The sequence below is a fragment of the Duganella sp. 1411 genome (assembly GCF_017833525.1).
GTDB lineage: Bacteria > Pseudomonadota > Gammaproteobacteria > Burkholderiales > Burkholderiaceae_D > Rugamonas.
In genome coordinates this window covers 241,597-267,495 of sequence record NZ_JAFICD010000005.1, presented here as the reverse complement: position 1 = coordinate 267,495, position 25,899 = coordinate 241,597, and the positions used below count along the sequence as shown (strand labels likewise).

Here is a 25,899-nt window from a genome sequence, read left to right as displayed (position 1 = left end):
CCGCTATGGGGAAGCCGCCATTTTACCGCCTGCCATGGGCGCCATGTTGACCGCGCGGCGCAATGGCGCTATAGTCGGCAAAATTACTTGCCAAAAGCAACCAATTGCGACAATGAAGGGGCGCCGGATGGATCAGCAGATGCACGAACAGGCCGAGGTGGTACGGCAATTCAATCGTTTTTACACCGTACATTTGGGCTTGCTGCGCGGCCGCTACCTCGACACCGACTATTCGCTCAGCGAAGGCCGGATGATGTACGAACTGTCGCAACATCCCGGCTGCACCGCCAACCATCTGCGCACCACGCTCGGGCTGGACGCCGGCTACATGAGCCGCATGGTGCGCTCGCTGACCGAACGCGGACTGATCGAGGGCGTGCGCTCCGAGCAGGACAAGCGCGCCACCCTGCTGAGTCTGACGGCGACCGGCCATGGCGTGATCGCCGACATCAACCACCGCGCCTCGGCGGAAACGCTGCGCATGCTCGACCAGCTGGGCGAGGCGCAGCGCGCGCAGTTGCTGGAGGCGATGAGCAAGGTGCGGGAGATCCTGTCGCAGCCGTCGACGCGGATCATGCGCGCCACGACCGCGCAGTTGAACGACGCGCGGCATTTGCTGTACGAATATTTCGACGTCATCGGCGTGGTGCTGCGCGACGACGACGACGCCATCCGCGCCTTCCTTGACGATACCAACTCGGCCATGTGGATCGCGTATGTGGATGGCGCGCCGGCCGCCTGCGTGGCGATGCGTCCGCTGCCCGGCATCGCCGGCGCGGTCGAATGCAAGCGCCTTTACGTGGCCGAGCGCCACCGCGGGCGCGGCCTGTCGCAGGCGCTGATGCGGGCGCTGGAGGACCACGCGGCCGAGGCCGGCCACAGCGCCGTGTATCTCGACACCAAGGACGACCTGCGCGCGGCCATCCGGCTGTACGACAACCTCGGTTACGAACGCTGCGAACGCTACAACGACAATCCGCAGGCCACCATCTTCATGCGCAAGCGGCTGGCTTGAACGGCCGCCCGCGCCGGCTCACTGGGCGACGGCGCGCGCCAGGTAGTCGGCGACGTACGGCATGCCGGCCACCTTTTGAATGATGCCCGCCCGCACGCTCGCCATGTGGGCTTGCAAGGCATCGCGATCCAAGGCGGCAACAAAGGGATCGTCGGCCTTGGGCACCACGCCCAACCCCAGCAACATCGAGATGAACGACGGGTCGCCGAAGCCTTCCTGATCGTAGATGACCACCCTGCCGGTTTCGCGGAACAACTCGATCTGGTGGTTCAGGCTGTCCGGAATCGGCAAATTGGCGCAGTAGCGCCAGAACTCGGTGTCGGTGCGCGTGGTCAGCTTGTAATGCATGATGATGAAGTCGCGCACCGACTCGTAGCGATACGCCATGTAGCGGTTGAACTCGAAAGTCGATTCGGGAGCGAAATCGCGATCCGGGAACAGCTCGATCAACTTGCCCACGGCGTTCTCGATCAAGTTGATGCTGGTCGATTCCAGCGGCTCGATAAAACCGGCGGCCAGTCCGATCGCCACGCAGTTCTTCAGCCACGACTTGCGGCGGCGTCCGGTGACAAAGCGCAGCTGCCGGGGTTCGTCGAGCGGCGCGCCGTCCAGGCCCTCGATCAGCACGCGCGCGGCCTCGTCGTCGGTGGTGAAGGCGTTGCTGTAGACATGGCCGTTGCCGGTGCGGTGCTGCAACGGAATGCGCCACTGCCAGCCGGCGCCCTTGGCGGTGGCGGTGGTGAACGGCTCCAGCTTCTCGGCCTTGGCGCACAGCATGGCCAGCGCGCTGTTGCACGGCAGCTTGTCGCTCCAGTCGTCATAGCCGGCCTTGAGCGCGCCCTCGATCAGCAAGCCGCGGAAGCCCGAGCAATCGATGAACAGATCGCCGTCGATGCGGCGGCCGTCCTTGAGCTTCACGGCCGCGATAAAACCATCCTCCGGGCGCAACTCGACATCGTTGATGGTCGCCTCGATCCGCGTCACGCCGCGCTGCACCGCGTAGTCGCGCAGGTAGATCGCATACAGGCTGGCGTCGAAATGGAAGCCGTAGGAATACGGGTCGTCGGGGGTGGCCGGCGCGAAGCGGTGATTGCGCGCCATCAAGGTCGACATCGACCAGTTTTCGTAGGACGGAATGTTTTTGTCGACGCGCGCCAGATGCAGCCAGTGCATGTGCGGCGAGCGACCCTCGATCTTCGGCCCGAAGTCGCCGAAGCCGTGAAAGAAACGGTTGCCGAGGTAGCCCCAATCCTTGAATTCGATCCCCAGCTTGAACGAGGCCTGCGTTTTCCTGAGGAAGTCGGCGTGGTCCAGCCCGAGCGCCGCGTTGTAATAGCGAATGGTCGGCAAGGTCGCCTCGCCGACGCCGACGGTGGCGATGTCGGGCGACTCGATCAGCACGATCTCGCAGCCCTTGCCCAGCCGTTGAACCAGGGGCGCGGCCGTCATCCATCCGGCGGTGCCGCCGCCCACGATCACTATCTTCCTTAACCTGCGGTCCGTCATTTCGTCTCCTCGCTATGGACAGTCGAGCGCTGTCTCGCAGGAAAGTATAGCAACGACTTTGCCAACAATAGCCTTGCTGGGAAAAAACAGCAGGTCAAAACGTCAAAAACGTAATCGCCGGCACAACAAATGGACGCGGGATGCAAGCGACTGTGAGAAAATGACGCCCAATATTTGACGATTTGACCGCCCATCATGCCCACGATCGAACCCCTGACACTGACCTTGGCGGAACTGGCTGCCCGCTGGAATATGACGACCAAGCAAGTGCTGGCCTACGCGCCGGCGAACGGCTTGCCGATGTATTTTTACTTTGACGGCCTGGTGTTCAACTTCGGCGACAAATGGCACCGCGCCAACGGCGACGCCAGCATCGCGCAGGACCTCGACTCGCACCAGAGCCGCGCCGCCGCCATCGAGATCGACCTGCAACGGCAGACGCTGCACAAGCGCGGGCTGCTGAAATTGACGCAGTGGGAGGAGGCGCTCAGCGACGACGAACTGAGCAATCAGCAGGCGGAGTCGGATCGCTTGACAGAGGAAATCGTGCGGCTGACCGCGCTGCTCAAGCAACGCGACGAAGCGCGCCAACACCACGTGCGCAACGGCCTGCTGCGCGCGGCGCCGCGCACGCTCAGCGAGCTCGCCGAGCACGGCAAAACCCGCTTCCCGCAATTTGCCTTCATGCCGCACACGCCGCCCGGCGCCGACGTGGTGGAAAAGGTCACGGCCGGCGCCGTGATCGCCATGGAGGACGGCTTTCCGCTGAAAGAACTGCTGACCGAGGACGACCTCGTCATCTCTATGCTGGACATCAAGATCGCCGAGGAAGCCGGCCAGCACCAGCGCAAGGCGTGAACCCGGCGCCGGCGCCGGCGGGTCGCCGCGTTACAACACGATCCGCTTCTGCTCGCGCGCCGATTTGTAGATCGCCTCGATGATGCGCATGTCGCGCAAGCCTTCCTCGCCAGGCACGATGGGCTCGCGGTTGTCGATCACGCACTTCGACATGTGGTCGAGCTGCCCCGCCCACTGGGTCGCGCCCGGGCCCGGCGGCGGCGTGATTTCGTTGCTACGGCCGTTACCCACCCACAAACGCTGACCGGCATACGACGTACCGGGCTCGAGCTCGATACGGCCCTTGTCGCCCATCAGCAAGATATGGTTCTGGTTGGCGCTGTACATCGACATGCACGAACCGATGACGCCCGAAGGAAACTCCAGCTGGAACTCGATCATGTCCTCGACCTCGCGGAAGCGGGGATCGGAGCGGTCGGTGGTCTCCTTGGCGTACACGGCGATTGGCTCCTCGCCGGTCATGTAGCGCGCAGCTTGCAGCGCATAAATACCGATGTCCATCAGCGAACCGCCGCCCGACATCGCCTTCTTCAAGCGCCACGACGACGACCCGCCCGCCGTGAAACCATGCTCCGAGCGGAAATAGCGCAGCTTGCCGATCTCGCCGGCGCGGGCGCGACGTATCGCCTCCAGATTATAAGGCTCGAAGTGGCAGCGATAGCCGATCATCAATTTCTTCCCGGCCTTCTTGCAGGCCGCGATCATGGTCTCGCACTCGGCGGAGGACAAGGCCATCGGCTTCTCGCACAGGATGTGTTTGCCGGCGGCGGCGCCACGGACCGTATATTCCGCATGCATGAATACGGGCAGGCAGATATAGATGACGTCGACGTCGGGATTGTCCTTCAGCTTGTCGTAGCTCTTGTAGTCGTAGATGCCGGACTCCGGCACGCCATACTCGGCCGCCACGCGCTTGGCCTTGGCCGGATCGCCGCTGACCAGCGCGACCAGCTTGCTGTGCTGGCAGTTTTTGAACTGCGGAATGATCACGCCGAGACCGTAACCACCGAGGCCGACGATCGCATACCCGAGTTTGCGTTCGGGCGTCGCCGCCCAAACGGGAGTGCCGACCGCCGTCGCCGCCAGGGCGCCCCCAGCGGCAATCATCAGACTACGCCGATCCAAATCTATCATCCCGAGTTCTCCTGGTTAGTATTCATTGCGAGTGATAATTTTAGTATAGAAGCAACGCGCGCGATTGGATGCGGCGGGAAAAATCCTCTCGTCCCTTAGCGGGCCGACGCCAGTAGCGAAACAAACATCGAACCCGAGAACGCCAGCAACACGCCCGCCGCGATGCGATGCACCAGCGGCTGGCGCGGCGTGGCGCCCGGGTAGGCCAGCAAGGCCGCGCCCATCGCGATCCACAGCGCGGCGATCGGCAGCAGCAGGCTGCTGAACAGCAGATACGCCTGCGACAGCGCCGCCGCGCCATCGGCCAAGGGCGGAAACACCACCGTGGCGAAGAAGAAGGCCTTGGGATTGAGCAGCGTGACGAAGAACAGCGCGCGCGGACCGATGGCGGCGCTGCCGGCCGCGCCGGCGGTGGCTGCGGTGCGCCACAATTTGATGGCCGAGTACGCGATGTAGGTCGCCGCGCAGGCGCGCGCCACCGTCGGCGCCCAGGGCGCGATGGCGGCGGCCAGCGCCAGGAAGGCGCACCAGATGCCGATGGCGATCATGTAGCCGATCCACTCCGCCGCGATCAGGCGCAACGAACGGCGGAAACCATCGCGGCTGCCGGCCAGGAACAGCAGCGTATTGGTCGGCCCGGGCGTCAACAAAACGGCGGTGATGGTCAGCGCCATCAACGTGGTGCCGTGCGGAGCCAACTGCGACAGGGACGGGAAATACATTCGGTTATCCTTGTTAGTATGTTTTTTCGGCTGCAATTTTGGCATGTATGCAAGGGGATGCCCAGCGAAATATGCGTCGGATGGCATCCGCCGCGAATGAGCGTATATTTATGAGTCACCGGGTATAACACCGCACAAAAGGAAGACATTCATGAGCAAGTTCATCGGCAAGGCAGGCCTGGTCATCGCAGGCTTGGTTGCTGCCGCCAGCGCTTCGGCCGCCGCCACGGTCACCTATATCAATCCAGAAAAAATGACCGACGTGCCGCGCTTCGCCTCCGACCGCGAATCGATGGAAATGATTTTCCGCGAACACCTGAATGAGCTGGCAGCCAAGCTGCCTGCGGGCCAGGAATTGAAGGTCGAGTTTCTCGATATCGACCTGGCCGGCGATGTATTTCCGAGAGTACCGGTGCGGGACATCCGCGTGATGAAGGGCCAGGCGGACTGGCCTCGGATGCATCTGCGCTACAGCATCGAACAGGACGGCAAAGTACTGCGCAGCGGCGACCGGGAACTGGCCGATCCGAACTACCTGATGGGTTCGCGCAGCTACAACCAAGACCTGTACGGGCACGAGAAACAGATGCTCGATGACTGGTTCAGGAAAGAAATCATACCCGCGCGCTGAAGGACAATTAGGAGGGGCAGGTCCCAATGCCGCTAAACCAAGCGGACACCGGAATCACGTAGGGCGGATTAGCGCAGCGTAATCCGCCAAATGCCGTCGACGGCTCAGAACGGATTACGGTGTTCCACCTGATTTTTTGCCGGGCCTAAAATAGCCCACGATGCCCAACAAACCAGCCGCCTCCCCTGCGTTTGCGCCGGTCGCGGTGCGTCGGCTGACGTGGCCAGCATAAAAGTTCCCCTCGAGGATAGTGATCGTACTGTCGGTAACCTCTTCAATGATCGCCACATGCCCAACGTCCTTGTACACGCCACTGCCGACGTTGATGATGGCGACATCGCCAGGCAGCGGCGTGTGGGCATTGATGATGGCAAGTTTGCCGGTCCACGTACCAAGGCCGTACGGCAGCGACGGCACGCGGTCCCGAACGAAAAAGACGCAATTGTCCGAGTGAAGTTCCCGACCCAACATCACCGTCCCAACACGGCGCGACACCGTTGGCGGCCGTGGGACGCAAGGTGTTGACGACCAATTTGTCTGTCCATCGCATGCACAGCCTCCGCCGGGAATTTGCTTTTCGACAGGACAGGTTGCGGCTGTTCGCTTAGCTGATTTTGCGGCGGCGGGCACGGGAGCGCTGACGACGCTAACAGCGCCGTAAGCGAACATCGCCATCACGACGATTGACACAGCTAAACGGAAGATTGACATGAGACGCCCTCGATCAAAGACGAAAGAGAGTAAAGATGATGACGTGGAGGATGTATCCGGCTTTGAGAAAACGCAGTGAGGAAGCTGAGTCAGGTGGCCCTTCCCATGCGCGAGAACCGTGCGGCACTTGCGAGGTAGATCAAGGTGGCCAAATGATGCCGGTCACGGACCGCCTGAGCAATAAAAAAGCCCGCTGGCAGCGGGCTAGTTGTTACATAAGTCCAAACTTCTTCAACAGACCAGGGAGTATTTGTCCAAGCACTACGGTCGTGACAACCCACAAAATAATAGTGGTCTTGACCTCTGCCAGACTTGCCCTGAGCTCGGCGAGGTCGGCCTTGGTCGCGCAAGTGGCCTTGATGATTCCAAGGTCCAACTTGATCGCGCCATCTCGGTTTCAATTTTTTCAATGCGCTTTTCCATTCGCCCATCATCCCCGCTGCCTGATACGTTGTCAATCGGTGGAGACGGTGGACGGGCTTCGTGAGTCATAGGCATGGCGGCTCGGTCCGATAAATGATGCATTGAGGGAAGTGGCGTTTTTTAGCAACGACGTCATTGCCATAACCAGATTTTAAGGTGTGCCAGCCGCCCGGATCGCGATCAAAAACAAACTCTCCAACGGAACTAAATCTTCTGCGAGTTGGACACGGTGCGGACTGATACGTTGTCACTAGCAGGGACAGTAAAGAATCATGTTACAAAGCGCGACAATTCAGTAGCTGGTCGAAGGGTAAAATTGCCGCAGGCCAACAATGAAGACCATAATGAACAACACCGTCCTAGTCGCCATCGCAATAACTGTGGTCCTTCTGGCTGCATCTTTGCTATCAAAAAAGCAAAGCAAATTAAAACCACTTAGTCAGCTAAAGCTCCAGCCACGCAGACCGCTCACGGCAAGAGAGCAGCAAATGTTCTTCAGGCTCACCGAAACGCTCACTGACTGCACAGTTTTTGCCCAAATGCCACTTGCCGCGCTTCTGACAACGCAGCACCGGCAGGACCGCAATCGCTTCGACCGCAAAATTGCCGACTTCCTTATCTGCACCAAAACGCTCACTCCAATTGTTGTGATCGAGTTAGACGACGCATCACACAACCACAAGGCCGCGAGGGATGCAGATAGAGACGCGATGCTCAACAATGCTGGCTACCAAACTATCAGATATCGCGACTTCCCCACATCAGTCCAAATACGTCAAGATATCGAAGCTGCCCTCAAACGAGTTTCAGGATTGGCTTCTGGCCCAAAACCAGCGAATACTTCGACTTCAAGCCGACATTAAGATCATTGGGGATGAGGGGATTTCAGCCGATGAAGCTGTGGGGGTCACAACTGCCCAAGAGCAGCTACGAAAAGATGGTGGGCCTCCCGTGAGTCGAACACGGCACCAACGGATTATGAGTCCGCTGCTCTAACCAAGCATGAGCTAGAGGCCCAGGGTGTTGCAGATGCGCTGGGAACCGGCTAGCCCCTCTGACGCGCGCTCGCTTTTAAAACGAACTCGCGAGCATAAGGGCTAGCACAGCAGGCAGTCAAGCCTTAGTTGCCTTCTAAGAAGCTTTTCAGCTTGTCGGAGCGGCTAGGATGGCGCAGCTTGCGCAGGGCCTTGGCTTCGATCTGACGGATACGCTCGCGCGTGACGTCGAATTGCTTGCCGACCTCTTCCAACGTGTGGTCGGTCGACATTTCGATGCCGAAGCGCATGCGTAGCACCTTGGCTTCGCGCGGCGTCAACGAGTCGAGCACATCCTTGACGACGCCGCGCATCGACGCGTGCAGCGCCGCGTCCGACGGCGCCAGTGTGTTGTTGTCCTCGATGAAGTCGCCCAGGTGGGAGTCGTCGTCGTCGCCGATCGGCGTCTCCATCGAAATCGGTTCCTTGGCGATCTTCATGATCTTGCGGATCTTGTCTTCCGGCATTTCCATCTTGATCGCCAGGGTCGCCGGATCGGGCTCGGCGCCGGTTTCCTGCAGGATCTGGCGCGAGATCCGGTTCATCTTGTTGATGGTTTCGATCATGTGCACCGGAATCCGGATGGTGCGCGCCTGGTCGGCGATCGAGCGCGTGATGGCCTGGCGGATCCACCACGTCGCATACGTCGAGAACTTGTAGCCGCGACGGTATTCGAACTTGTCCACCGCCTTCATCAGGCCGATGTTGCCTTCCTGGATCAAGTCGAGGAATTGCAGGCCGCGATTGGTGTACTTCTTGGCGATCGAGATCACCAGACGCAAGTTGGCTTCGGTCATTTCGCGCTTGGCCTTGCGCGCCTTCATTTCACCGGCCGCCATCTGGCGGTTGATGTTGCGCAGGTCCGGCAGCGGCAGCACGACGCGCGCTTGCAAGTCGATCAGGCGTTGCTGCAGCTCCTTGATCGTCGGAATGTTGCGGCCGAGGATGGCGCTGTAGGCGTGGCCGGCGTTGACTTCGCCGTCGACCCAGTCCAGATTGGTTTCGTTGCCCGGGAAGACTTTGATGAAGTGGGCGCGCGGCATGCCGCACTTGTTGACCGCGACGTCGAGGATCTGCTTCTCGATGTGGCGCACTTCGTCGACCTGGCCGCGCAGCGTGTCGCACAGCTTTTCGACGACCTTGGCGGTGAAGCGGATGCCCAGCAGTTCGTACGAGATCGCTTCCTGGGCCTTGATGTAGGCCTTGGAGTTGTAGCCTTCCTTTTCGAAGGCGCGGCGCATCTTGTCGAACTGGGTGGAGATGACGTCGAATTTTTCCAGCGCGGCGTTTTTCAACGCTTCGAGCTGTTCGGCCGAGAAGCCGGCGGCACCGGAGGCGCTCGCTTCTTCCTCTTCCTCTTCTTCCTCTTCTTCCTCTTCCTCTTCGTCGTCTTCCTCTTCGGCCGGGGCGGCGGCGACCGGCGCGGCGACCTCTTCGCTGTCGTCGACCAGGCCGTCGACGATTTCATCGATCTTGATTTCGTCGGCGCGGATGCGGTCGGACGCGGCGATGATCTCGGCGATCGTCACCGGACAGGCGGAGATGGCCTGGATCATGTCCTTGAGGCCGTCCTCGATGCGCTTGGCGATTTCGATCTCGCCCTCGCGCGTGAGCAGCTCGACCGAGCCCATCTCGCGCATGTACATGCGCACCGGGTCGGTGGTGCGGCCGAAGTCGGAGTCGACCGTCGACAGCGCCGCCTCGGCGGCGGCCTCGGCTTCGTCGTCGCTGGTGACGGTGGCCACGTTATCCGACAGCAGCAAGGTCTCGGCGTCCGGCGCGTGCTCGTAGACGGCGATGCCCATGTCGTTGAAGGTGCCGATGATGCCTTCGATCGCCTCGGGATCGACGATGTTTTCCGGCAGGTGGTCGTTGATCTCGGCGTACGTGAGGAAGCCGCGCTCCTTGCCGAACTTGATCAGGGTCTTGAGTTTCTGGCGGCGCCGCTCGAGCTCTTCCTCGGTGGCCTCGGTGTCCGACGAGAACGCGTCCTTGAGCAAGGCCTTTTCCTTGGCCTTGCGGTCCTTGGCCTTGGCCTTGTCCACGGCCTTGAGCTCGGCGCGTTCGACCGCGTTCAGCGCGGCGACTTCGTCGTTTTCTGGCTGGAATTCTTTCGGCTTGCGCCCGCGCCGGCCCGGCACTTTGACCGACGGCAACACGTAGCCCGAGGTGTCGATGGCGGCCAGCGTGGCGGCGTCCGTGGTCTGGCTGACCGCGGGCGGGTTGCTGCTGGCGACGCGCGTTTCCGACTTGTCCGCGGTTTTGGCGGATTGGGCGGTCACTTTGCTCGGCTTTGCAGCCGCTTTGGATTCAGGTTTCTTGATTGGCACAGGCGCTTTCGATTACACAACGACTTGCTTATTTAGGATAAAGTTTCTTGCGGTTCGATTTGCTTGGAACCTGCGTCTTCGACCTTGCCGACCCAGGTTCGACAATACTACGACTTACTTACACCCACTTACACCCAGTCAGACCGACCGACCGCAACAGAATTCCACCGCCTTCGGCAAAATTCTACTGCATCCGGAGACGTGCGTGGGGGCAAGAAACCATGACTAGGTTAGACAACAAACAGAAGATCCGCCGATAGCGTTCCCGCGTCTTAACCCGCGCTGGCCCTGGCCGCCGACACCACGTCTTTCCGTGTCGATCAAGAGCCTAACTTACTGAAAACAAACATACTCTGAACACAAAAACGATGCCAAAAGATACAACACTTAGCGTTTTATTATAGCACGCCACTTTTCAATATCCAGAGGGAAGAACCCCACGTCCCCCTCTGGAAACATGACCGAAACATGACATCCCAAAACGCTCCGCCACCCTGCGCCGCCGCACCGCAACATTATCGGTTCGCCAACTCCGCTTGCGCCTCGCGCAACAGCTGATCTTGCTGCGAAGTCAATTCCCGGTAACGCACGCCAATCTCGTCGGACGACAGGCCGGCGGCGAACAACTGACTCAATTCCTGCTTCAAAGCATCATTTTTCACCTGCCGGATGGCGCCGCGCAGGAACAACCGCACTGCATCAAAATCGGACTCGGACTCCTGCACCACTTCGGCGATGATGCCGTCGTACTCGTCGCCCTGCGACTTCAGATGTTGCGCGAACGCCGCGAAACTGCCGTTCGGCCCCAGCGATTGCGCCGCCGCCACCAGTTGCGCCAGCCGCTCGGCCGGCTCGGCGCCGAAGAACTGGAACGCCGCCAGCGCCGACGCGTCGATCTCCAGCGCCAATGGCGGATGCGCCACCAGCAGCCGCACGATCTGCAACTCCAGCCCGACCGGCACCGGACGCCCGGTGCGGGGCGGGGCCTTGCGCGCCACCGCGACCGGCTTGGCCAGCTCGAACAGCACCTCGATCTCGGACGGCGTGGTCTGCGTCAACTGCGCCAGGCCGCGCACGATCTGCAGGCGCAACGCCGTCGGCGTCATCGACTGCAGCAAGGGCTTGGCGTCGAACTGCGCGCGCGCCCTGCCCTCCGGGCTTTGCAAATCATGCTCGCCGACCACTTCCTTGATCAGGAACTGCGACAGCGGCATCGCCTCGTGGATCTCTTGCTCGAACGCTTCCTTGCCGTGCGCGCGGACATAGCTGTCCGGATCGTGCTCGGTCGGCAGGAACAGAAACTTGATGGTCTTGTTGTCCGTCACGTGCGGCAGACAGGCCTCCAGCGCGCGCCGCGCGGCGCGGCGGCCGGCCTTGTCGCCGTCGAAGCTGAAAATCACCATGTCGGTCTGACGCAACAGTTTCTGCACATGATGGGTGGTGCATGCGGTGCCCAGGGTCGCCACGGCCTGCGGGAAACCCATCTGCGCCAGCGCCACCACATCCATATAGCCTTCCGTCACCAGCACGTAACCCGCGTCGCGGATCGCCTGGCGCGCCTCGAACAAGCCATACAATTCGAAGCCCTTTGAAAATAAAGGCGTTTCGGGAGAATTCAAGTACTTTGGTTCGCCGTGGTCGAGCACCCGGCCGCCAAAGGCGATGACCTGGCCTTTGGTGTTTTTAATAGGAAACATGATCCGCTCGCGGAAGCGGTCGTAACGCTTGCGGTTGCCGCCGTCCTCGTCGACCTTGTCGATCACCAGGCCGGCCTCGGCCAAGGCCACCGCCTCGTAGTCGGGGAAGATGCTTTTGAGGCCGTCCCAGCCGGCCGGCGCATAGCCGAGGCCGAAGCGGGCGGCGATCTCGCCGGTCAGTCCGCGGTTTTTCAGGTAGGCGATGGCGTCGGAGGCGCCGCGCAGCTGGGCGCGGTAAAAGTCGCACGCCTGCGTCATCGCGTCCGACAGCGCCAGGCTTTGCGCCTGCATCTGCGCGCGCTGGGCCGGCGGAATCTTGTCGTCCTGTTCGGGCACCACCATGCCGACGTTCTGCGCCAGGTCCTTGACGGCGTCGACAAAGCCCATGCCCGAGTATTCGATCAGGAAGCCGATCGAGGTGCCGTGGGCGCCGCAGCCGAAGCAGTGGTAAAACTGCTTGGTCGGGCTGACCGTGAAACTGGGCGATTTTTCGCTGTGGAACGGGCACAGGCCCATGAAGTTCGCACCGCCTTTTTTCAGCTGCACGTAACGTCCGACAACGTCGACGATGTCGACGCGGTTCAACAAATCGGAGATAAAAGATTGTGGGATCACAGGGCTGAGCGGTCTTGGTAATTTTTCAGACTATACCGCCGCGCCGATCCGGTTTTGACGCGAATCAAGGCACGGCGGAGGTAAAACAACTGTACAACGGCGCCATCGGCGCCACGTCGATTATGCCGGGGACAGCGCCTTTTTGACCAGTGCCGACACAACAGTCATGTCGGCGCGGCCGGCCAGCTTGGGCTTGACGATGGCCATGACCTTGCCCATGTCCTGCGGACCGGCGGCGCCCGAGGCGGCCACGGCGGCGGTCACCTCGGCGGCGATCTCGTCGTCCGACAGGCCGGCCGGCATGTAGGTGGTCAAAATCGCCAGCTCGGCTTTTTCGATGTCGGCCAGGTCCTGGCGGCCGCCGGCTTCGAACTGGGTGATCGAGTCCTTGCGCTGCTTGATCATTTTTTCCACGATGGCGACGGTCTGGTCGTCGTTGACCTCGATGCGCTCGTCGACTTCCTTGCGCTTGATTTCAGCCAGGATCAGACGGATGGTGGCCAGGCGCGATGCTTCCTTGGCGCGCATCGCGTTTTTCATGTCTTCGGTGATTTGTTCTCTCAGGCCCATGTGGATTTCCCTTGGTAAATTAACGGTGTAGAAATGCGAAAACCCGCTGCGGGCGACCGGAGCGGGTATCTTTCTAACTCAACCCGCGGCGCAAGCGCCATGTTGCCGGGTTGAATCTGCGTAAAGCAGAATTAGAACAGTTTTTTCGGCAGCTGCTGGCTGCGGATGCGCTTGTAGTGACGCTTCACTGCGGCGGCCAGCTTACGCTTACGCTCAGCCGTTGGCTTTTCGTAGAACTCGCGTGCGCGCAGCTCGGTCAGCAGACCGGTTTTTTCGATGGTGCGTTTGAAGCGACGCATTGCGACTTCGAACGGCTCGTTTTCTTTAAGGCGAATAGTGGTCATGTAAAAATTCAAACCGTTTGAGGTTATAGGGAGAAAGAGACTATAGCAGCTTTTGCAGCAAAATGGAACCCCACAGGCCGTATCACCGGCCCGTCGTGTGGTTTTCCCTGCAAAAACAATGCGGCATCAGTGGCACAACCTGAGGCAATCTTTCTATAACTTCAACGATTGCACTAGCGCCGCTACAGCAGGAACGACCAGTATATCAGACGGACTGCCCCGCCGCCACACCGGATGCCCATGCCCACTGGAAATTGTAGCCGCCCAGCCAGCCGGTGACGTCGACCGCCTCGCCGATGAAGTACAGGCCCGGCACCTTGCTGGCCATCATGCTCTGCTGCGACAGCTCGCGGGTATCGACGCCGCCGCGCGTCACTTCGGCCTTCTTGTAGCCTTCCGAACCGTTGGGCGTCAGCGTCCACTGGTTGATGGCGGCGCCCAGCTTGCGCAGCTGCGCGTCGGGCAGGTCCGCCAGGCGCGCGTCCAGCGCGAAACCGTGCGCCAAGAGCAAGCCCTCGGCCAGCCGCGCCGGCAGCCACTGCGCCAGCACATTGCCCAGCTGCTTCTTGATGGTGCCCTTGCCTTCGATCAAGGTGGCGGCCAGGTCCAGCTCCGGGATCAGGTTGATGACGATCGGCGTGCCCGGCGTCCAATAGCTGGAAATCTGCAGGATCGCCGGACCGGACAGGCCACGGTGCGTGAACAGCAAGTCTTCGCGGAAGCGTCCGCCGGTCGGGTTGCGCCCCTTGAACGAACCGGTCTCGACATCGACTTCCAGCGCGATGCCGGCCATTTCGACGAACGGCGCCCATGCCTGCGGGTCGAAGGTCAGCGGCACCAGCGCCGGGCGCGGCTCGACCATGCGCAGTTCGAACTGCTGGGCGATGCGGTAGCCGAAGTCGGTCGCGCCGATCTTCGGGATCGACAGGCCGCCGGTGGCGATCACCACGCTGTCGGCCTCGATCACGCCGCTATCGGTCTGCAACACGAAGCCACCTTCAGTGCCGCGCTCGACGCTGCCGACCTTGCACGGCATCCACCAGTGGACGTCGCCGGCGGCGCATTCGTCCTTGAGCATGTCGATGATCTGTTCGGCCGAGTCGTCGCAGAACAGCTGGCCGCGATGCTTCTCGTGGTAGCCGATGCGGTGTTTCTTGACCAGCGCCACGAAGTCGGCGGCCGTGTAGCGCGACAAGGCGCTCTTGCAGAAATGGGGATTCTCGGACAGGAAATTGGCCGGACCGGCGTTGATGTTGGTGAAGTTGCAGCGTCCGCCGCCGGAGATGCGGATCTTCTCGGCCAGCTTGGTGGCGTGGTCGACCAGCACCACGCGCTTGCCGCGCTGGGCCGCGGTCGCCGCGCACATCATGCCGGCCGCGCCCGCGCCGATTACTGCCACATCAAACTTTGCCATTTTGGATTCCCATCAGATAAGGGGCGGTATTGTACGCGAGTCGCGCAGCCCGCCCCCTGCTTGCCCCTACTCTGCCCGCTTACTCGATCGGCTCGCTGACCCGCTGGCGCGACTGCAAGGTGCGCGATACCAGCAGGCACTGCGCCACCTGCTCGGCGATCGACGGCGGCACCGGCACATCGCCGCTGAGCACCGACGCGATCCACTCGGCCGTGGCCGCCGCGCTCTTGTCCTCCGGCAGCAACGGCAACTCGCCGACCTGGGTTTGCTTGGGCACCAAGGTCGTGCGCAGGCCGCCGTGGAACCAGTCGATCTGCTGCGCCTTGTTGGCGTTGGCCACCGTTTCGCCCTCGGTGCCGCGCATCAGGAAGGCGTCGCCGCGCTCGTGCGGCGCGCTTGTGGTGAAGTATTCGCCCAGCATTTCCAGGTATTCGGGATGGGTGTAGGACACCAGCCGCAGCGCCGGTCCGGCGAACGGCTGCATGATCTTGACCAGCGTGTGGGTCGAGTTACGCACACCCAGGCGGCGCCGCAGCGACAGCATGTACGCCAGCTTGGGCGCCAGCGCGTCGATGGTGATGAAGGCGACGTGGCCCTTGGCCATCTCCTCTTCGGCCTCGGCGCGGTGGCGCACCGATGGCACGCCCAGCGCCTCGAACACCTCGGCGCTGGCGACGCGGCCGAGGTCGTGCGCCACGCCGTGCACCAGCACCGGCACGCCTTCGCGCGCCAGCAGCATGGCCAGCAGCGGCGTCAGGTTGGCCATCTTGCGGGCGCCGTTGTAGCTGGGAATGCACACCGGCGCGAACTGCCCCGGCGGCGCGGTCAGCGGCTCGAACGAGCCCTCGGCCGCGTCGAGGAAGCCGGCGATCTCCTCCACCGATTCGCCCTTGATGCGCATCGACAGCAAGATGCCGCCCAGCTCGAGGTCGGACACGCGGCCGTCGAGCATGGCTTGGTAGAGGTCGTGGGCGTCGTCGCGCGTCATGCTGCGGGCGCCGTTTTTGCCGCGGCCGATCTCCTTGATGAGTCGGGCGGCGAGGAAGGGTTCGTTGTGCGATATCGTCATGACATCAAGCATAGCATTCTTAAACCCGAACCGGGGCGCCGCAACTGGGGTCGTACCCCGTGCGGGGTACGACCCCTGCCCGGCCCTGCGGGGTTCGGCGCCGTTTTCGGCTACACTATGTATCCCCCAGAAAAGAAATACAGTCCAATCATGATTTCCCCAGACATCGAAAATATCAACGTCACCTCATTCGGGGCGATGCCGTCGCCGGAAGCCTTGCATGGCAAGCTGCCGCTGACCGACAGCGCGTCCGAGACCGTGATGAAAGGCCGCGAGGCGCTGCGCCGCATCATCGACCGCAAGGACAAGCGCCTGTTCGTGGTGGTCGGCCCGTGCTCGATCCACGACCCGGTCGCCGGCCTGGACTACGCCCGCCGCCTCAAGGCGCTGCAGGCCGAGGTGGCCGACACCATGCTGCTGGTGATGCGCGTGTATTTCGAAAAGCCGCGCACCACCACCGGCTGGAAGGGCTATATCAACGATCCGGACATGGACGACTCGTTCCGCGTCAACGTCGGCATGGAGAAGGCGCGCCAGTTCCTGCTCGACGTCTGCGAAATGGGCCTGCCGACCGCGACCGAGGCGCTGGACCCGATCTCGCCGCAATACCTGGGCGACCTGATCGCCTGGACCGCGATCGGCGCGCGCACCACCGAATCGCAGACCCACCGCGAGATGTCGTCGGGCCTGTCGACGCCGGTCGGCTTCAAGAACGGCACCGACGGCGACATCAGCATCGCCATCAACGCCATTTTGTCGTCGGCGCATCCGCACTCGTTCCTGGGTATCAACGCGCAAGGCAATGTATCGATCGTGCGCACGCGCGGCAACGCTTACGGCCACGTGGTGTTGCGCGGCGGCGACGGCCGTCCGAACTACGATTCGGTGTCGATCGCGATCGCCGAGCAGGCGCTGGCCAAGGCCAAGCTGCCGGCCAACCTGGTGGTCGATTGCTCGCACGCCAACAGCTACAAAAAGCCGGAACTGCAACCGCTGGTGATGGCCGACGTCATCCACCAGATCGTGCAGGGCAACCAGTCGCTGGTGGGCGTGATGATCGAATCGAACATCGTCGGCGGCAACCAGAAGATCCCGGCCGATTTGAGCCAGCTGAAGTACGGCTGCTCGGTCACGGACGGTTGCATCGATTGGGAAACCACCGAAACGATGCTGCGCGAAGCGCATCAGCAGTTGTTGAAGCGCCCATAAAAAGCGTTGACGTCAACCCCGCAGGGCCACCCGGGGTCGTACCCCATGGGGTACGACCCCTGCATGCCGCCGTGCGGGGTGCGGGCCAGCGCTAGCCAAACGCCAACCTGGTGGCGACCCCGAACGACCCCGCCAGCGCCGCCTCGGCCCTGCTGGCCGGCTCGCTCAACTCCTCCAGGTCCAGATAGACCTTGCAATCCTCGACCTTGACCGAATACTTGCGCGCCCCGCTCGCGCGCGGCTCGACGTCGACCGTCTCGAGCACAGCGAACACGCTTTCCTCATCGGTGCGGAACAACGCCACGCCCGGCAACTCCTGCCAGGCCAGTCCGCGCGGCACAAGGCGCGCGCCGCTCAGCGGCACATCCTTCACTTTGCAAATCAGCTTCCATTGTTCCGACATCGCGCCCTCCGGCAGTCAAGTGACCCCTACCCTCCTAGCAAAACCAGTGCCACAGGGCAAATAGGTTAAATCCGTGTAAAACCCTGTCCTAATGGCAAAATTTCGCACCCGGCCGGTGCGGGGACGGCATCGGCTGGTGCGGCGGTGCAAGGTCAACGAGCGCGCTTTCCATTACAATGGCGGATTACCCTTTCACCTTGCAGCCCTTTCATGATCGTTCTCGGCGTCGAATCTTCCTGTGACGAAACCGGCCTTGCGCTGTACGACACGCAACACGGCCTGCTGTCCCACGCCCTGTATTCGCAGGTGACGATGCACGAGGAATACGGCGGCGTGGTGCCGGAACTGGCCTCGCGCGATCACATCCGCCGCGCCATTCCGCTGCTGAAACAAACGCTGGAAGGCGCCGGCAAGTCGCTGGCCGACATCGACGCCATCGCCTACACGCAAGGCCCCGGGCTGGCCGGCGCGCTGCTGGTCGGCTCGTCGGTCGCGTGCAGCCTCGGCCTGGCGTTGGATAAGCCGGTGCTGGGCGTGCATCACCTGGAAGGGCATTTGCTGTCGCCGCTGCTGGCGTCGCAGCCGCCCGAATTTCCGTTCATCGCGCTGCTGGTGTCGGGCGGCCACACCCAGCTGATGCGCGTGGACGGCGTCGGCCAATACACCCTGCTGGGCGAAACGCTGGACGACGCCGCCGGCGAGGCGTTCGACAAGTCGGCCAAGCTGCTGGGCCTGGGCTATCCGGGCGGACCGGCGATCTCGCGCCTGGCCGAGTTCGGCGATCCGACGGCGTACAAGCTGCCGCGTCCTATGCTGCACACCAAGGATTTCAACTTCAGCTTCTCCGGCCTGAAGACGGCGGTGCTGACGGTCGTGAAGAACCACGACGAGAAGGTCATCGCCAATATCTGCGAGCAGGACAAGGCCAACATCGCGCGCGGGTTCGTCGACGCGATCGTGGAGGTGCTGACGGCCAAGTGCGTGTCGGCACTCAAGCACACGGGGTTGAAGCGGTTGGTGATCGCTGGCGGGGTCGGGGCCAATTCCCAGCTGCGGGCATCGCTGAACGACGCCGCAGCCAAGAAGAAGTTCAAGGTGTATTACCCCGAACTGGAATTTTGCACCGATAACGGCGCAATGATCGCCTTCGCGGGCGCGATGCGGTTGATGATCAACCCGAACGCGGCCAAACGCGATTATTCGTTCAACGTCCGGCCGCGCTGGCCGCTGGACGAAATCAAGGTGGTTTAAGCCTGGGCGAAGGCCATCGAGGCCAGAACCGCCAGACCGACCAGGGGAATCAGGTACTTGCCCTTGGCTTTACCCAAGTGCACGCCACGTGCGGCGATGCGCTCGCTGCGCAGACGGTGTTCATCCGCCGACGATTCGTGGACCGGAGCCGATTTTGCTTTGTCTTCAGTTGCGTTCATAACGTCCTCCTTTAGATTCGATCTTCTTCCTTTCTCAATAGCAATGCAATTGTCGTGCCAAGAAGATTGGACAAAGTTTGTCCTAATCGACCTATTCTAGAGATTTTTGTATCAATCACACCACACGATACGGCTGGGCAAGCACTAAAAGCGTGCAATGACGCCATTATTGTGGGCGACACGGCGGGAATACCTCGGAGACACGTGGGGCGGATTACACGTGGAGCACGTGGAATTTTAGTGTGGTGGTGCGAGCAAGTCCTCGCGCGGGTAGCCCCACCCCGGCACGCCGTCGGGACACGCCGCCGCCGGCACCATATGCAACGTTGTGAAGTTGCCGCGCGGCGTAAGCGCGAAGCGGTAATCCGACAGTTCCCCCTTGACCATGTCCAGCAACGGCGCGCGGCCGAAACGCAGCCAGGCGTCGACCTGGCAGTTGTCATGCTTAAGCGCCCGCAACCGCGCCAGGCTACCCTGCCCCGACTCGAACTGCACCACCGAGGCGGACAACGACTGCGCCGTTCGCGACTCGGCCAGCGCGGCCGGACAAGCCAGCGGCGCCAGCCACGCCGGCGCGACACTGGCCAACCCGCGCCGCAGGCGATAACTCCCCGCCGCCTCGTTGCTTTCAACGCTGACGTAACTCCAGCACAAAGGCTGCGACGGAAACGCCGTCATCACCACATCGAGCACGCGCGACGACGGATCGGCCTGTCGCAGCGCGGCGTCGATCCGCTCCCGCCCCGCGTGCGAGGCGGCGCCCTGCACCGCGATGAAGCCGACGCAGACGCCCAGCGCCAGCAGCAATCCGCCCCGGCCACCGGCCCCGGCGCGCCATTGCGCCGCGCCGCACGCCAGCCCGATCAGCAACAGCGCGGCAAACGACGGCCAGCTCAGATAGCCCTTCAAGGCAAACAACAGCAGCGCGGCCAACAAGCCCGCGAACCCCAGCCAGCGCGCGGTGCGCCAGCGCATGATCAGCGCTAGCGGCACGCCGATCGCCACCCAGAACAGCGGCTCGACGATGAACACCATGTCGCCGAAGAACCAACGGCCGTCGAACGGATACCATGGATGCAAGCCGTAGGAGTTGGTGTAATCCATCAACAGGTGCAGCGCGAAACCCGCCGCGATGCTGGCCGACAGTCCGCGCCGCGCCGGGCCACTGGCCTTGAGCAGCGCCCGCGCCGCCGGCCAGCATAGCCACAGCAGCGCCGCCAGCAGCAAGGCCTGCGGCAACGCCAGCAAGGCGGTGTGCGTATGCCCGCGATGGTTCAGCAGATAGCCCAGCGGATCGGGCAGCAACCCCGTGAGAAACAGGTCGAGGTCGGGGAAGTTGCTGGCCAGCGCGCACGAGACCAGCAGCAAGCGGTGGCGCACCCGTTGCGAAATGTCGTCCGCCTCCCCCGGCAGACTGCGATGCACCAATTCCCCAACGCCGAAACCGATAATGCTGTGGGTAATATTATCCATGTACCTAATCGAGTTCGAGCAGCTGCTGCAGCCGGCGCGGGTAGTGGTTGAGGAAGTCGCGCGTGATGGCGAAATGCTCAGTGTCCTCGTACGCCACTTCGGTGATGCCGGCGCCGTCGAACAGCAGGATCTTCGCGTTCGGATAGGCCAGCAGGATCGGCGAATGCGTGGCGATGATGAATTGCGAATCCTGCTGCACCAGTTGATGGATCGCGCTCAGCGCCGCCAGCTGGCGGTTCGGCGACAGCGCCGCCTCCGGTTCGTCCAGCAGGTACAGGCCGTTGCCTTTGAATTTATTGAGCAACACCGCCATGAACGCCTCGCCGTGCGAGCGCGAATGCAGCGAACCGCCGTAACCATCGAGGTAGCCGACTTCCTCCATGTAGGTGGCGACGTTGTGAAAACTCTCGGCGCGGAAGAAATATTCGTCGCGCGGCTTCATGAAGCTTTTGGAAAGGCGCAGCGATTGATACAGCGGCGCCGCTTCGCCGGCGGTGTTGAGGCGGACCGATTTGGTGCCGCCCTCCATGCTGAAACCCAGCGCCAGCGCGATCGATTCGAGCAGGGTCGACTTGCCGGCGCCGTTTTCGCCGATGAAAAACGTCACGTCCGCATGAAAGCTGATCGATTCGAGCTCCCGCACCGCCGGCACGTTGTAAGGATGACGGTCCCAGTCGACGCCGTCGCCGAACTGCGCCGTGATCCTTTGCAGGTACGGCTTGGCCGATAACGCCATCGCTAGCGCCGCACGTCCACGCCGCGCCAGAACGCGATGTGGTCCTTGATCTGCGCGGCTTTCTCGGACGGCTGAGGATAGTACCAGGCGGCGTTTTCGTTGACCTTGCCGTCGACGCTGACGCTGTAGTAGCTGGCCAGTCCCTTCCACGGGCAGCGGCTGGTGTGGTCGCTGGGCTGCAGATACTCGGACTTCACAGCCGATGGCGGGAAATACACGTTGTTTTCGACGATTTCGACTTCGTCGTCGTTCGCTTGGGCGATGACGACGCCGTTCCAGCTGGCGGTGGGCATGACGGATTTCCTTTCAATGTCGTTCGGTAAGCGCGCCCTCGACGCGGTTGCGGCCCGCGTGCTTGGCGCGGTAGAGCGCGGCGTCGGCCTGGCGCAGCAGGCTTTCGGCGTCGGCAATGTCCATGTGGTCGAACGATCCCACGCCGAGGCTGGCCGTCACCGGCAACGCCCGCGCGCCGGCGTAATGCAGCTGCGCCTCGATCTTGCAGCGCAAGGTTTCGGCGAATTTCAGCGCGCCGTCGAGCGGCGTGTTGGGCAGGATCACGCACAGTTCCTCGCCGCCGTAGCGGCCGGCGATGTCGATCACGCGCACGCTCTCGCGCAGCAGGCGGCCGACGCCGGCCAGCACCTGGTCGCCGACCGCGTGGCCGTGCTCGTCGTTGATGCGCTTGAAGTGGTCCAGGTCGATCATCACCGCCGACAGCGGCGAGCGGAAACGCTTGGCGCGCGCCGCCTCGAAGCGCAGCCGCTGCAACAGCGAACGGCGGTTGTGCAGGCCGGTCAGCTCGTCGGTGGTGGCCAGCAGCTCCAGTTCGCGCACGGTGTCGCCCAGCGTGCGCTCGCTGGCGCGCAGTTCGATCAGCGCCATCACCTGGCGCGCCAGCCGCGTCAGCATCGAACGCTGGGTCGTGTCCAGGCCGCCCGGTTTGGTGTCCATCACGCACAAGGTGCCGATGGCGAAGCCGTCCGACGACGTCAGCGCCACGCTGCTGTACATGCGCATATATGGCGGATTGACGGTCAGCGTCATGCGGGCGGTGCGGTAGTCCTCGGTCAGGTCGGCGATCTCGGTGGAAGCGTCGCCCAGCACCGCCAGCGAGCAATAGCTCTCGCCACGCGGCAGTTCGCCCATGTGCATGCCGGCGCAGGACTTGATCCACACCCGGTCGGCGTCGACCAGCGACACGAAGGCGTAGGGAACGTCGCAGATGCGCGCGGCCAGCTCGGTGAGAAAGCTGAAGTCTTCGCAGGCGGGGGAGTCGAGGATATCGTAGCGGTGCAGCGCGGCCAGCCTGAACTGGTCAGCCGGCGGGCGCGAGGTGGTCAGCGTGTGTACGTTGTCTGCGGCCAACATAGGGTCCCCGTGTAGCGACGTCGTTTTATTATAGGTGGATGCCACCAGTTAATTTTATAACAAAACCGGGGCGCCCAACCATCCGCCCCGCCGCCGACCCGCAAATTATTTATGCCTGTGCCATGATCTCGCGCAGCGCCTTTTCGAACACCGCGGCAGGCTGGCCGCCGGAGATCAAATGGCGTTCGTTGATGATCACCGCCGGCACCGAGTTGATGCCGTGGCGCTGGAAGAACTGCTCGCGCTCGCGCACCTCGGCCGCGTAACGGTCCGATTCCAGCACCTCGGCGGCGACCGCCGTGTCCAGGCCCGCCTCGCCGGCCACGCGCAGCAACACCTCGTGCGAGCTGGGGTCGTCGCCCAGCGTGAAATAAGCGGCGAACAACGCCTCCTTGAGCGCGCGCTGCTTGCCTTCGCCCTCGGCCCAATGCAGCAGGCGGTGGGCGTCGAAGGTGTTGTAGATGCGGCTGCGCTTGTGCATGGCGAAATCGAAGCCCACCTCGGCGCCGCGCGCGCGGATCATGGCGCGTGCCTGGTCCTGCTGCTCGGGCGAGGAGCCGTATTTCTCGGTCAGGTGTTCGTCGATGTTCTGGCCCTCGGGGCCCATCTTGGGATTGAGCTCGAACGGCTGGAAATGCAGGCTGACGTCGGCCTCGTCGCCGATGTTGTCGAGCGCCTGTTCCAGCGACTTGAGGCCGATCGCGCACCACGGGCAGGAAACATCGGAGACGAAATCGATTTTGACGGGAGTGCTCATGCGGGGGCCTTTGCTGAAAGTGATAAGTCAGCATATAGCGGCGTCCGGCGCGAATTCAAGCGCCGGTGCCCTCGCCAGCCTTATTTTTTGGCTTTGGCGGCGTCTTTGCTCTTGCTGCCGATGCGGCTTTCCTTGCCGGCGATCAAGTTCGAGATGTTTTTACGGTGACGGAAAATCAACAGCACGCACATGATGAACACGGCCGCCAGCTGCGGCTCGAAGCCGAACAGCAGGCCGTAGTAGAACGGCGCGAACAGCGCCGCCACCAGCGCCGCCAGCGACGAGTAGCGGAACGCGAACGCCACCGCCAGCCACGTCACCAGGGTCGCCAGGCCCAGCCAGGGGTTCAGGCCCAGCAGCACGCCCAGCGCGGTCGCCACGCCCTTGCCGCCGACAAAGCGGAAGAACACCGGCCACAGATGGCCGAGGAACACCGCGATCGCCACCAGCGCGATGGTGCCGTCGCCGATCTGCAACTGTTCCTGGAAGCGCACGGCCAGCCACACCGCCAGCCAGCCTTTGACGCAGTCGCCGATCAGCGTGACGACGGCGGCCGCCTTGTTACCGCTGCGCAACACATTGGTGGCGCCGGGGTTTTTGGAACCGTAGGTGCGGGGATCGGCGATGCCGAACAACTTGCTCGAAATAACGGCAAACGAGATCGAACCGAGCAGATAGGCGGCGACGGTCATCCAAACTGTATTCATTGTTTCCTCAAAAAGTGACGTGCCCGCTGGACGCTCAAACCACAAAACAAGTAGGGCGGATTAGGCGGCACGCCGTAATCCGCCACGAGCCGCCGACGGCGCATGCCAATGGCGCGGACCCGGGAATATACACTGCCAAGCCTCAGTCGGCCAGCGCGCAGTGCACGGCCTTGGCGCCCAGCAAATCCACCAGCACTTGCGGCGCGATGCCGACCAGGTATCCGCGCCTGCCGCCATTGATATAAATGGTTTCCAACCCAAGGATGCTATCCTCGACGTACACCGGCAGCGCCTTGCGGGTGCCGAACGGCGAGGTGCCGCCGATCTGATAGCCGCTGTGGCGCGTGGCCACGTCCGGTTTGCAAGGCTCGACCGACTTGCAGCCAATGCCGCGCGCCAGGTTCTTGGTCGAGACCTTGCAGTCGCCGTGCATCAGCACGATCAACGGCTTGGCGGCCTCGTCCTGCATTACCAGGGTCTTGACGACGTGGTGTTCGTCGACGCCCAGCTCGCGCGAGGACACGCTGGTGCCGCCGTGCTCCTCGTAGTCGTAGGGGTGCTCCGTGAAGGGGACCTTGTGTTTACGCAGAAACTGCGTGGCGGGGGTCTCGGAGATATGCTCTTTTTTGGCCATGCGTGATACGCTGTTCGTGAAGGTTGTCGTCTACAGGAGTTTCTCATTATGCAGCAGGAAATCCGCTTTGCCACTTTCAATGTATGCAATCTTTCCCAGCCTGGGGCGAAATTGTACGACAACTTGGCGCCGCTCACGCCGGACGACTACCAGGCCAAAGTGCTGTGGACCGCCCAGCAGCTCGACCAGCTCGACGCCGACGTCATCGGTTTGCAGGAAGTGTTTTCGATGGCGGCGCTGCGCGACGTGCTGGCCCACAGCCGCCGCTACAACAACGCCACGCTGGCCGGCTTCGATCCGGCCCCCGATCCGAATACCGGCGAGCCGCGCCTGACGCCGCAGGTGGCGCTGATCTCGCGCCTGCCGCTGGCCGCGCCGGCCCACGCCTACCAGCTGTTCCCGGACGGCGTCGCCATGCCCGAGGGCAATCGCGACCCCGACCGCTTCGCCCGCGCGCCCTTGCACGCGCAGGTGCTGCTGCCCGACGAGCGCGTCATCGACGTGCTGGTGATCCACCTCAAGTCCAAGCGGCCCGACTACCGCCACGGCGACCCGGGCGACGAGGCCATGCTGTACGCGCACGCCAATTTGCGCTCGCTGATACGGCGCGGCACCGAGGCGGTGGCGCTGCGCGCGCTGCTGAGCCAGATGGACCGCGACGGCCGCCGCCCGCGCATCGTGCTGGGCGACTTCAACGACACGGCCGACGCCGTCACGACGACCATCGTCATGGGCTCGGGCTGCGTGGGGCTGGACGACGAGGAGCTCAGCGGCCGGCTGTTCGACAGCAACCAGATCCAGCGCGGCCGCGACCGCCTGCGCCATGTGGGCTACACCAACATCCATGAGGGGCACTACATGACCATTGATCATGTGCTGGTGTCGGAGGAATTCAATCCGGCCTCGCGTTTCGCCGTCGGCGAGGTGCTCGATGTGACTTATCTGAACGACCATTTGTTGCAGGCTAAGCCGGAGGCGTCGGATCATGGCCAGGTGCTGGTGCGGGTGCGGATGTATGACGAGCGGCGTGGCCGCGAGCGCGGCAATGAGATGTAACCAAGGCGCCAAGGTGACACGTAGGGCGGATTAGGCGGAACGCCGTAATCGGC

The 25,899-nt window shown here is 62.6% G+C and carries 26 protein-coding genes and 1 tRNA gene; 7 read left to right on the top strand and 20 right to left on the bottom strand.

Features of this window, described 5'->3' with window-relative positions; all coding sequences use genetic code 11:
* The first annotated feature begins 127 nt into the window (after positions 1-127).
* On the top strand, positions 128-1,015 hold the full coding sequence (locus tag JOD97_RS24175; RefSeq protein WP_209724294.1) for a helix-turn-helix domain-containing GNAT family N-acetyltransferase: 888 nt from the start codon (positions 128-130) through the stop codon (positions 1,013-1,015).
* Positions 1,016-1,033: 18 nt separating this feature from the next.
* Here JOD97_RS24175 and JOD97_RS24170 read toward each other — a convergent pair whose 3' ends face one another.
* Positions 1,034-2,521: a tryptophan halogenase family protein gene (locus tag JOD97_RS24170; protein ID WP_209724292.1), complete on the bottom strand. Its 1,488-nt coding sequence runs from the start codon at positions 2,519-2,521 to the stop codon at positions 1,034-1,036.
* Positions 2,522-2,716: 195 nt separating this feature from the next.
* Here JOD97_RS24170 and JOD97_RS24165 point away from each other — a divergent pair, with 195 nt between their 5' ends.
* Positions 2,717-3,379, top strand: a complete 663-nt coding sequence (locus JOD97_RS24165; protein WP_209724290.1) for a hypothetical protein — start codon at positions 2,717-2,719, stop codon at positions 3,377-3,379.
* 30 nt (positions 3,380-3,409) lie between these two features.
* Here JOD97_RS24165 and JOD97_RS24160 read toward each other — a convergent pair whose 3' ends face one another.
* Together JOD97_RS24160 and JOD97_RS24155 are read right to left on the bottom strand one after the other, a co-directional pair.
* Positions 3,410-4,486 (bottom strand): Gfo/Idh/MocA family protein, encoded by a 1,077-nt coding sequence (locus JOD97_RS24160; RefSeq protein ID WP_229264675.1) that lies wholly within the window; start codon positions 4,484-4,486, stop codon positions 3,410-3,412.
* A 122-nt stretch (positions 4,487-4,608) separates the two neighbouring features.
* Positions 4,609-5,235, bottom strand: a complete 627-nt coding sequence (locus JOD97_RS24155) for a LysE family translocator (protein ID WP_209724286.1) — start codon at positions 5,233-5,235, stop codon at positions 4,609-4,611.
* A 151-nt stretch (positions 5,236-5,386) separates the two neighbouring features.
* Between JOD97_RS24155 and JOD97_RS24150 the strand changes: the two genes are divergently transcribed.
* Positions 5,387-5,866 (top strand): DUF3016 domain-containing protein, encoded by a 480-nt coding sequence (locus tag JOD97_RS24150; protein ID WP_209724284.1) that lies wholly within the window; start codon positions 5,387-5,389, stop codon positions 5,864-5,866.
* Positions 5,867-5,980: 114 nt separating this feature from the next.
* Here the strand turns inward: JOD97_RS24150 and JOD97_RS24145 are convergent, their stop codons facing one another.
* Positions 5,981-6,577 carry a CHAP domain-containing protein gene (locus tag JOD97_RS24145; RefSeq protein WP_209724282.1) on the bottom strand — a complete coding sequence of 199 codons (597 nt, stop codon included), beginning with the start codon at positions 6,575-6,577 and terminating at the stop codon, positions 5,981-5,983.
* Between the two features lie 767 nt (positions 6,578-7,344).
* On the opposite strand from JOD97_RS24145, the gene JOD97_RS24140 reads away from it, so the two are divergent.
* Complete coding sequence (locus tag JOD97_RS24140) at positions 7,345-7,863, top strand: DUF2726 domain-containing protein (protein ID WP_209724280.1); 519 nt, start codon at positions 7,345-7,347, stop codon at positions 7,861-7,863.
* Between the two features lie 75 nt (positions 7,864-7,938).
* On the opposite strand, the gene JOD97_RS24135 is transcribed toward JOD97_RS24140, so the two are convergent.
* From JOD97_RS24135 to ybiB, 7 genes are all read right to left on the bottom strand, one after another.
* Positions 7,939-8,017, bottom strand: a tRNA-Ile gene (locus JOD97_RS24135).
* Between the two features lie 103 nt (positions 8,018-8,120).
* Positions 8,121-10,364, bottom strand: a complete 2,244-nt coding sequence (rpoD, locus tag JOD97_RS24130) for an RNA polymerase sigma factor RpoD (protein WP_209724278.1) — start codon at positions 10,362-10,364, stop codon at positions 8,121-8,123.
* A 515-nt stretch (positions 10,365-10,879) separates the two neighbouring features.
* Positions 10,880-12,676, bottom strand: a complete 1,797-nt coding sequence (gene dnaG / locus JOD97_RS24125; RefSeq protein WP_209724276.1) for a DNA primase — start codon at positions 12,674-12,676, stop codon at positions 10,880-10,882.
* A 120-nt stretch (positions 12,677-12,796) separates the two neighbouring features.
* The gene (locus JOD97_RS24120; protein ID WP_209724274.1) at positions 12,797-13,246 is read right to left on the bottom strand and encodes a GatB/YqeY domain-containing protein; all 450 of its coding nucleotides are present in this window, start codon (positions 13,244-13,246) and stop codon (positions 12,797-12,799) included.
* Positions 13,247-13,377: 131 nt separating this feature from the next.
* The gene (gene rpsU / locus JOD97_RS24115; protein ID WP_008451879.1) at positions 13,378-13,590 is read right to left on the bottom strand and encodes a 30S ribosomal protein S21; all 213 of its coding nucleotides are present in this window, start codon (positions 13,588-13,590) and stop codon (positions 13,378-13,380) included.
* A gap of 205 nt (positions 13,591-13,795) precedes the next feature.
* Complete coding sequence (locus JOD97_RS24110) at positions 13,796-15,004, bottom strand: NAD(P)/FAD-dependent oxidoreductase (RefSeq protein ID WP_209724272.1); 1,209 nt, start codon at positions 15,002-15,004, stop codon at positions 13,796-13,798.
* A 79-nt stretch (positions 15,005-15,083) separates the two neighbouring features.
* Complete coding sequence (gene ybiB / locus JOD97_RS24105; protein ID WP_209724270.1) at positions 15,084-16,073, bottom strand: DNA-binding protein YbiB; 990 nt, start codon at positions 16,071-16,073, stop codon at positions 15,084-15,086.
* A 150-nt stretch (positions 16,074-16,223) separates the two neighbouring features.
* On the opposite strand from ybiB, the gene JOD97_RS24100 reads away from it, so the two are divergent.
* A complete protein-coding gene (locus JOD97_RS24100; RefSeq protein WP_209724268.1) occupies positions 16,224-17,282 on the top strand; it encodes a 3-deoxy-7-phosphoheptulonate synthase in 1,059 nt (352 codons plus the stop codon).
* A gap of 91 nt (positions 17,283-17,373) precedes the next feature.
* On the opposite strand, the gene JOD97_RS24095 is transcribed toward JOD97_RS24100, so the two are convergent.
* The gene (locus tag JOD97_RS24095) at positions 17,374-17,685 is read right to left on the bottom strand and encodes a hypothetical protein (RefSeq protein ID WP_209724266.1); all 312 of its coding nucleotides are present in this window, start codon (positions 17,683-17,685) and stop codon (positions 17,374-17,376) included.
* 210 nt (positions 17,686-17,895) lie between these two features.
* Here JOD97_RS24095 and tsaD point away from each other — a divergent pair, with 210 nt between their 5' ends.
* Positions 17,896-18,936, top strand: a complete 1,041-nt coding sequence (tsaD, locus tag JOD97_RS24090; RefSeq protein ID WP_209724264.1) for a tRNA (adenosine(37)-N6)-threonylcarbamoyltransferase complex transferase subunit TsaD — start codon at positions 17,896-17,898, stop codon at positions 18,934-18,936.
* Here the strand turns inward: tsaD and JOD97_RS24085 are convergent.
* The 8 genes from JOD97_RS24085 to ybaK form a co-directional block, all read right to left on the bottom strand.
* The gene (locus JOD97_RS24085) at positions 18,933-19,115 is read right to left on the bottom strand and encodes a hypothetical protein (protein WP_209724262.1); all 183 of its coding nucleotides are present in this window, start codon (positions 19,113-19,115) and stop codon (positions 18,933-18,935) included. The two genes, tsaD and JOD97_RS24085, sit on opposite strands and share 4 nt — an antisense overlap.
* Positions 19,116-19,352: 237 nt before the next feature.
* Positions 19,353-20,588, bottom strand: coding sequence for a metal-dependent hydrolase (locus tag JOD97_RS24080; protein WP_209724260.1), 1,236 nt, complete (start codon positions 20,586-20,588; stop codon positions 19,353-19,355).
* Between the two features lie 4 nt (positions 20,589-20,592).
* The gene (locus JOD97_RS24075) at positions 20,593-21,324 is read right to left on the bottom strand and encodes an AAA family ATPase (RefSeq protein WP_209724258.1); all 732 of its coding nucleotides are present in this window, start codon (positions 21,322-21,324) and stop codon (positions 20,593-20,595) included.
* A 2-nt stretch (positions 21,325-21,326) separates the two neighbouring features.
* Positions 21,327-21,617 (bottom strand): DUF427 domain-containing protein, encoded by a 291-nt coding sequence (locus tag JOD97_RS24070; RefSeq protein ID WP_209724256.1) that lies wholly within the window; start codon positions 21,615-21,617, stop codon positions 21,327-21,329.
* 13 nt (positions 21,618-21,630) lie between these two features.
* Positions 21,631-22,692: a sensor domain-containing diguanylate cyclase gene (locus tag JOD97_RS24065; protein WP_209724254.1), complete on the bottom strand. Its 1,062-nt coding sequence runs from the start codon at positions 22,690-22,692 to the stop codon at positions 21,631-21,633.
* Positions 22,693-22,801: 109 nt separating this feature from the next.
* The gene (locus tag JOD97_RS24060; protein ID WP_209724252.1) at positions 22,802-23,449 is read right to left on the bottom strand and encodes a DsbA family oxidoreductase; all 648 of its coding nucleotides are present in this window, start codon (positions 23,447-23,449) and stop codon (positions 22,802-22,804) included.
* Between the two features lie 80 nt (positions 23,450-23,529).
* On the bottom strand, positions 23,530-24,156 hold the full coding sequence (gene plsY, locus JOD97_RS24055; RefSeq protein ID WP_209724250.1) for a glycerol-3-phosphate 1-O-acyltransferase PlsY: 627 nt from the start codon (positions 24,154-24,156) through the stop codon (positions 23,530-23,532).
* A gap of 142 nt (positions 24,157-24,298) precedes the next feature.
* On the bottom strand, positions 24,299-24,790 hold the full coding sequence (ybaK, locus tag JOD97_RS24050; protein ID WP_209724248.1) for a Cys-tRNA(Pro) deacylase: 492 nt from the start codon (positions 24,788-24,790) through the stop codon (positions 24,299-24,301).
* A 48-nt stretch (positions 24,791-24,838) separates the two neighbouring features.
* Between ybaK and JOD97_RS24045 the strand changes: the two genes are divergently transcribed.
* On the top strand, positions 24,839-25,846 hold the full coding sequence (locus JOD97_RS24045; RefSeq protein ID WP_209724246.1) for an endonuclease/exonuclease/phosphatase family protein: 1,008 nt from the start codon (positions 24,839-24,841) through the stop codon (positions 25,844-25,846).
* Positions 25,847-25,899 lie beyond the last annotated feature (53 nt).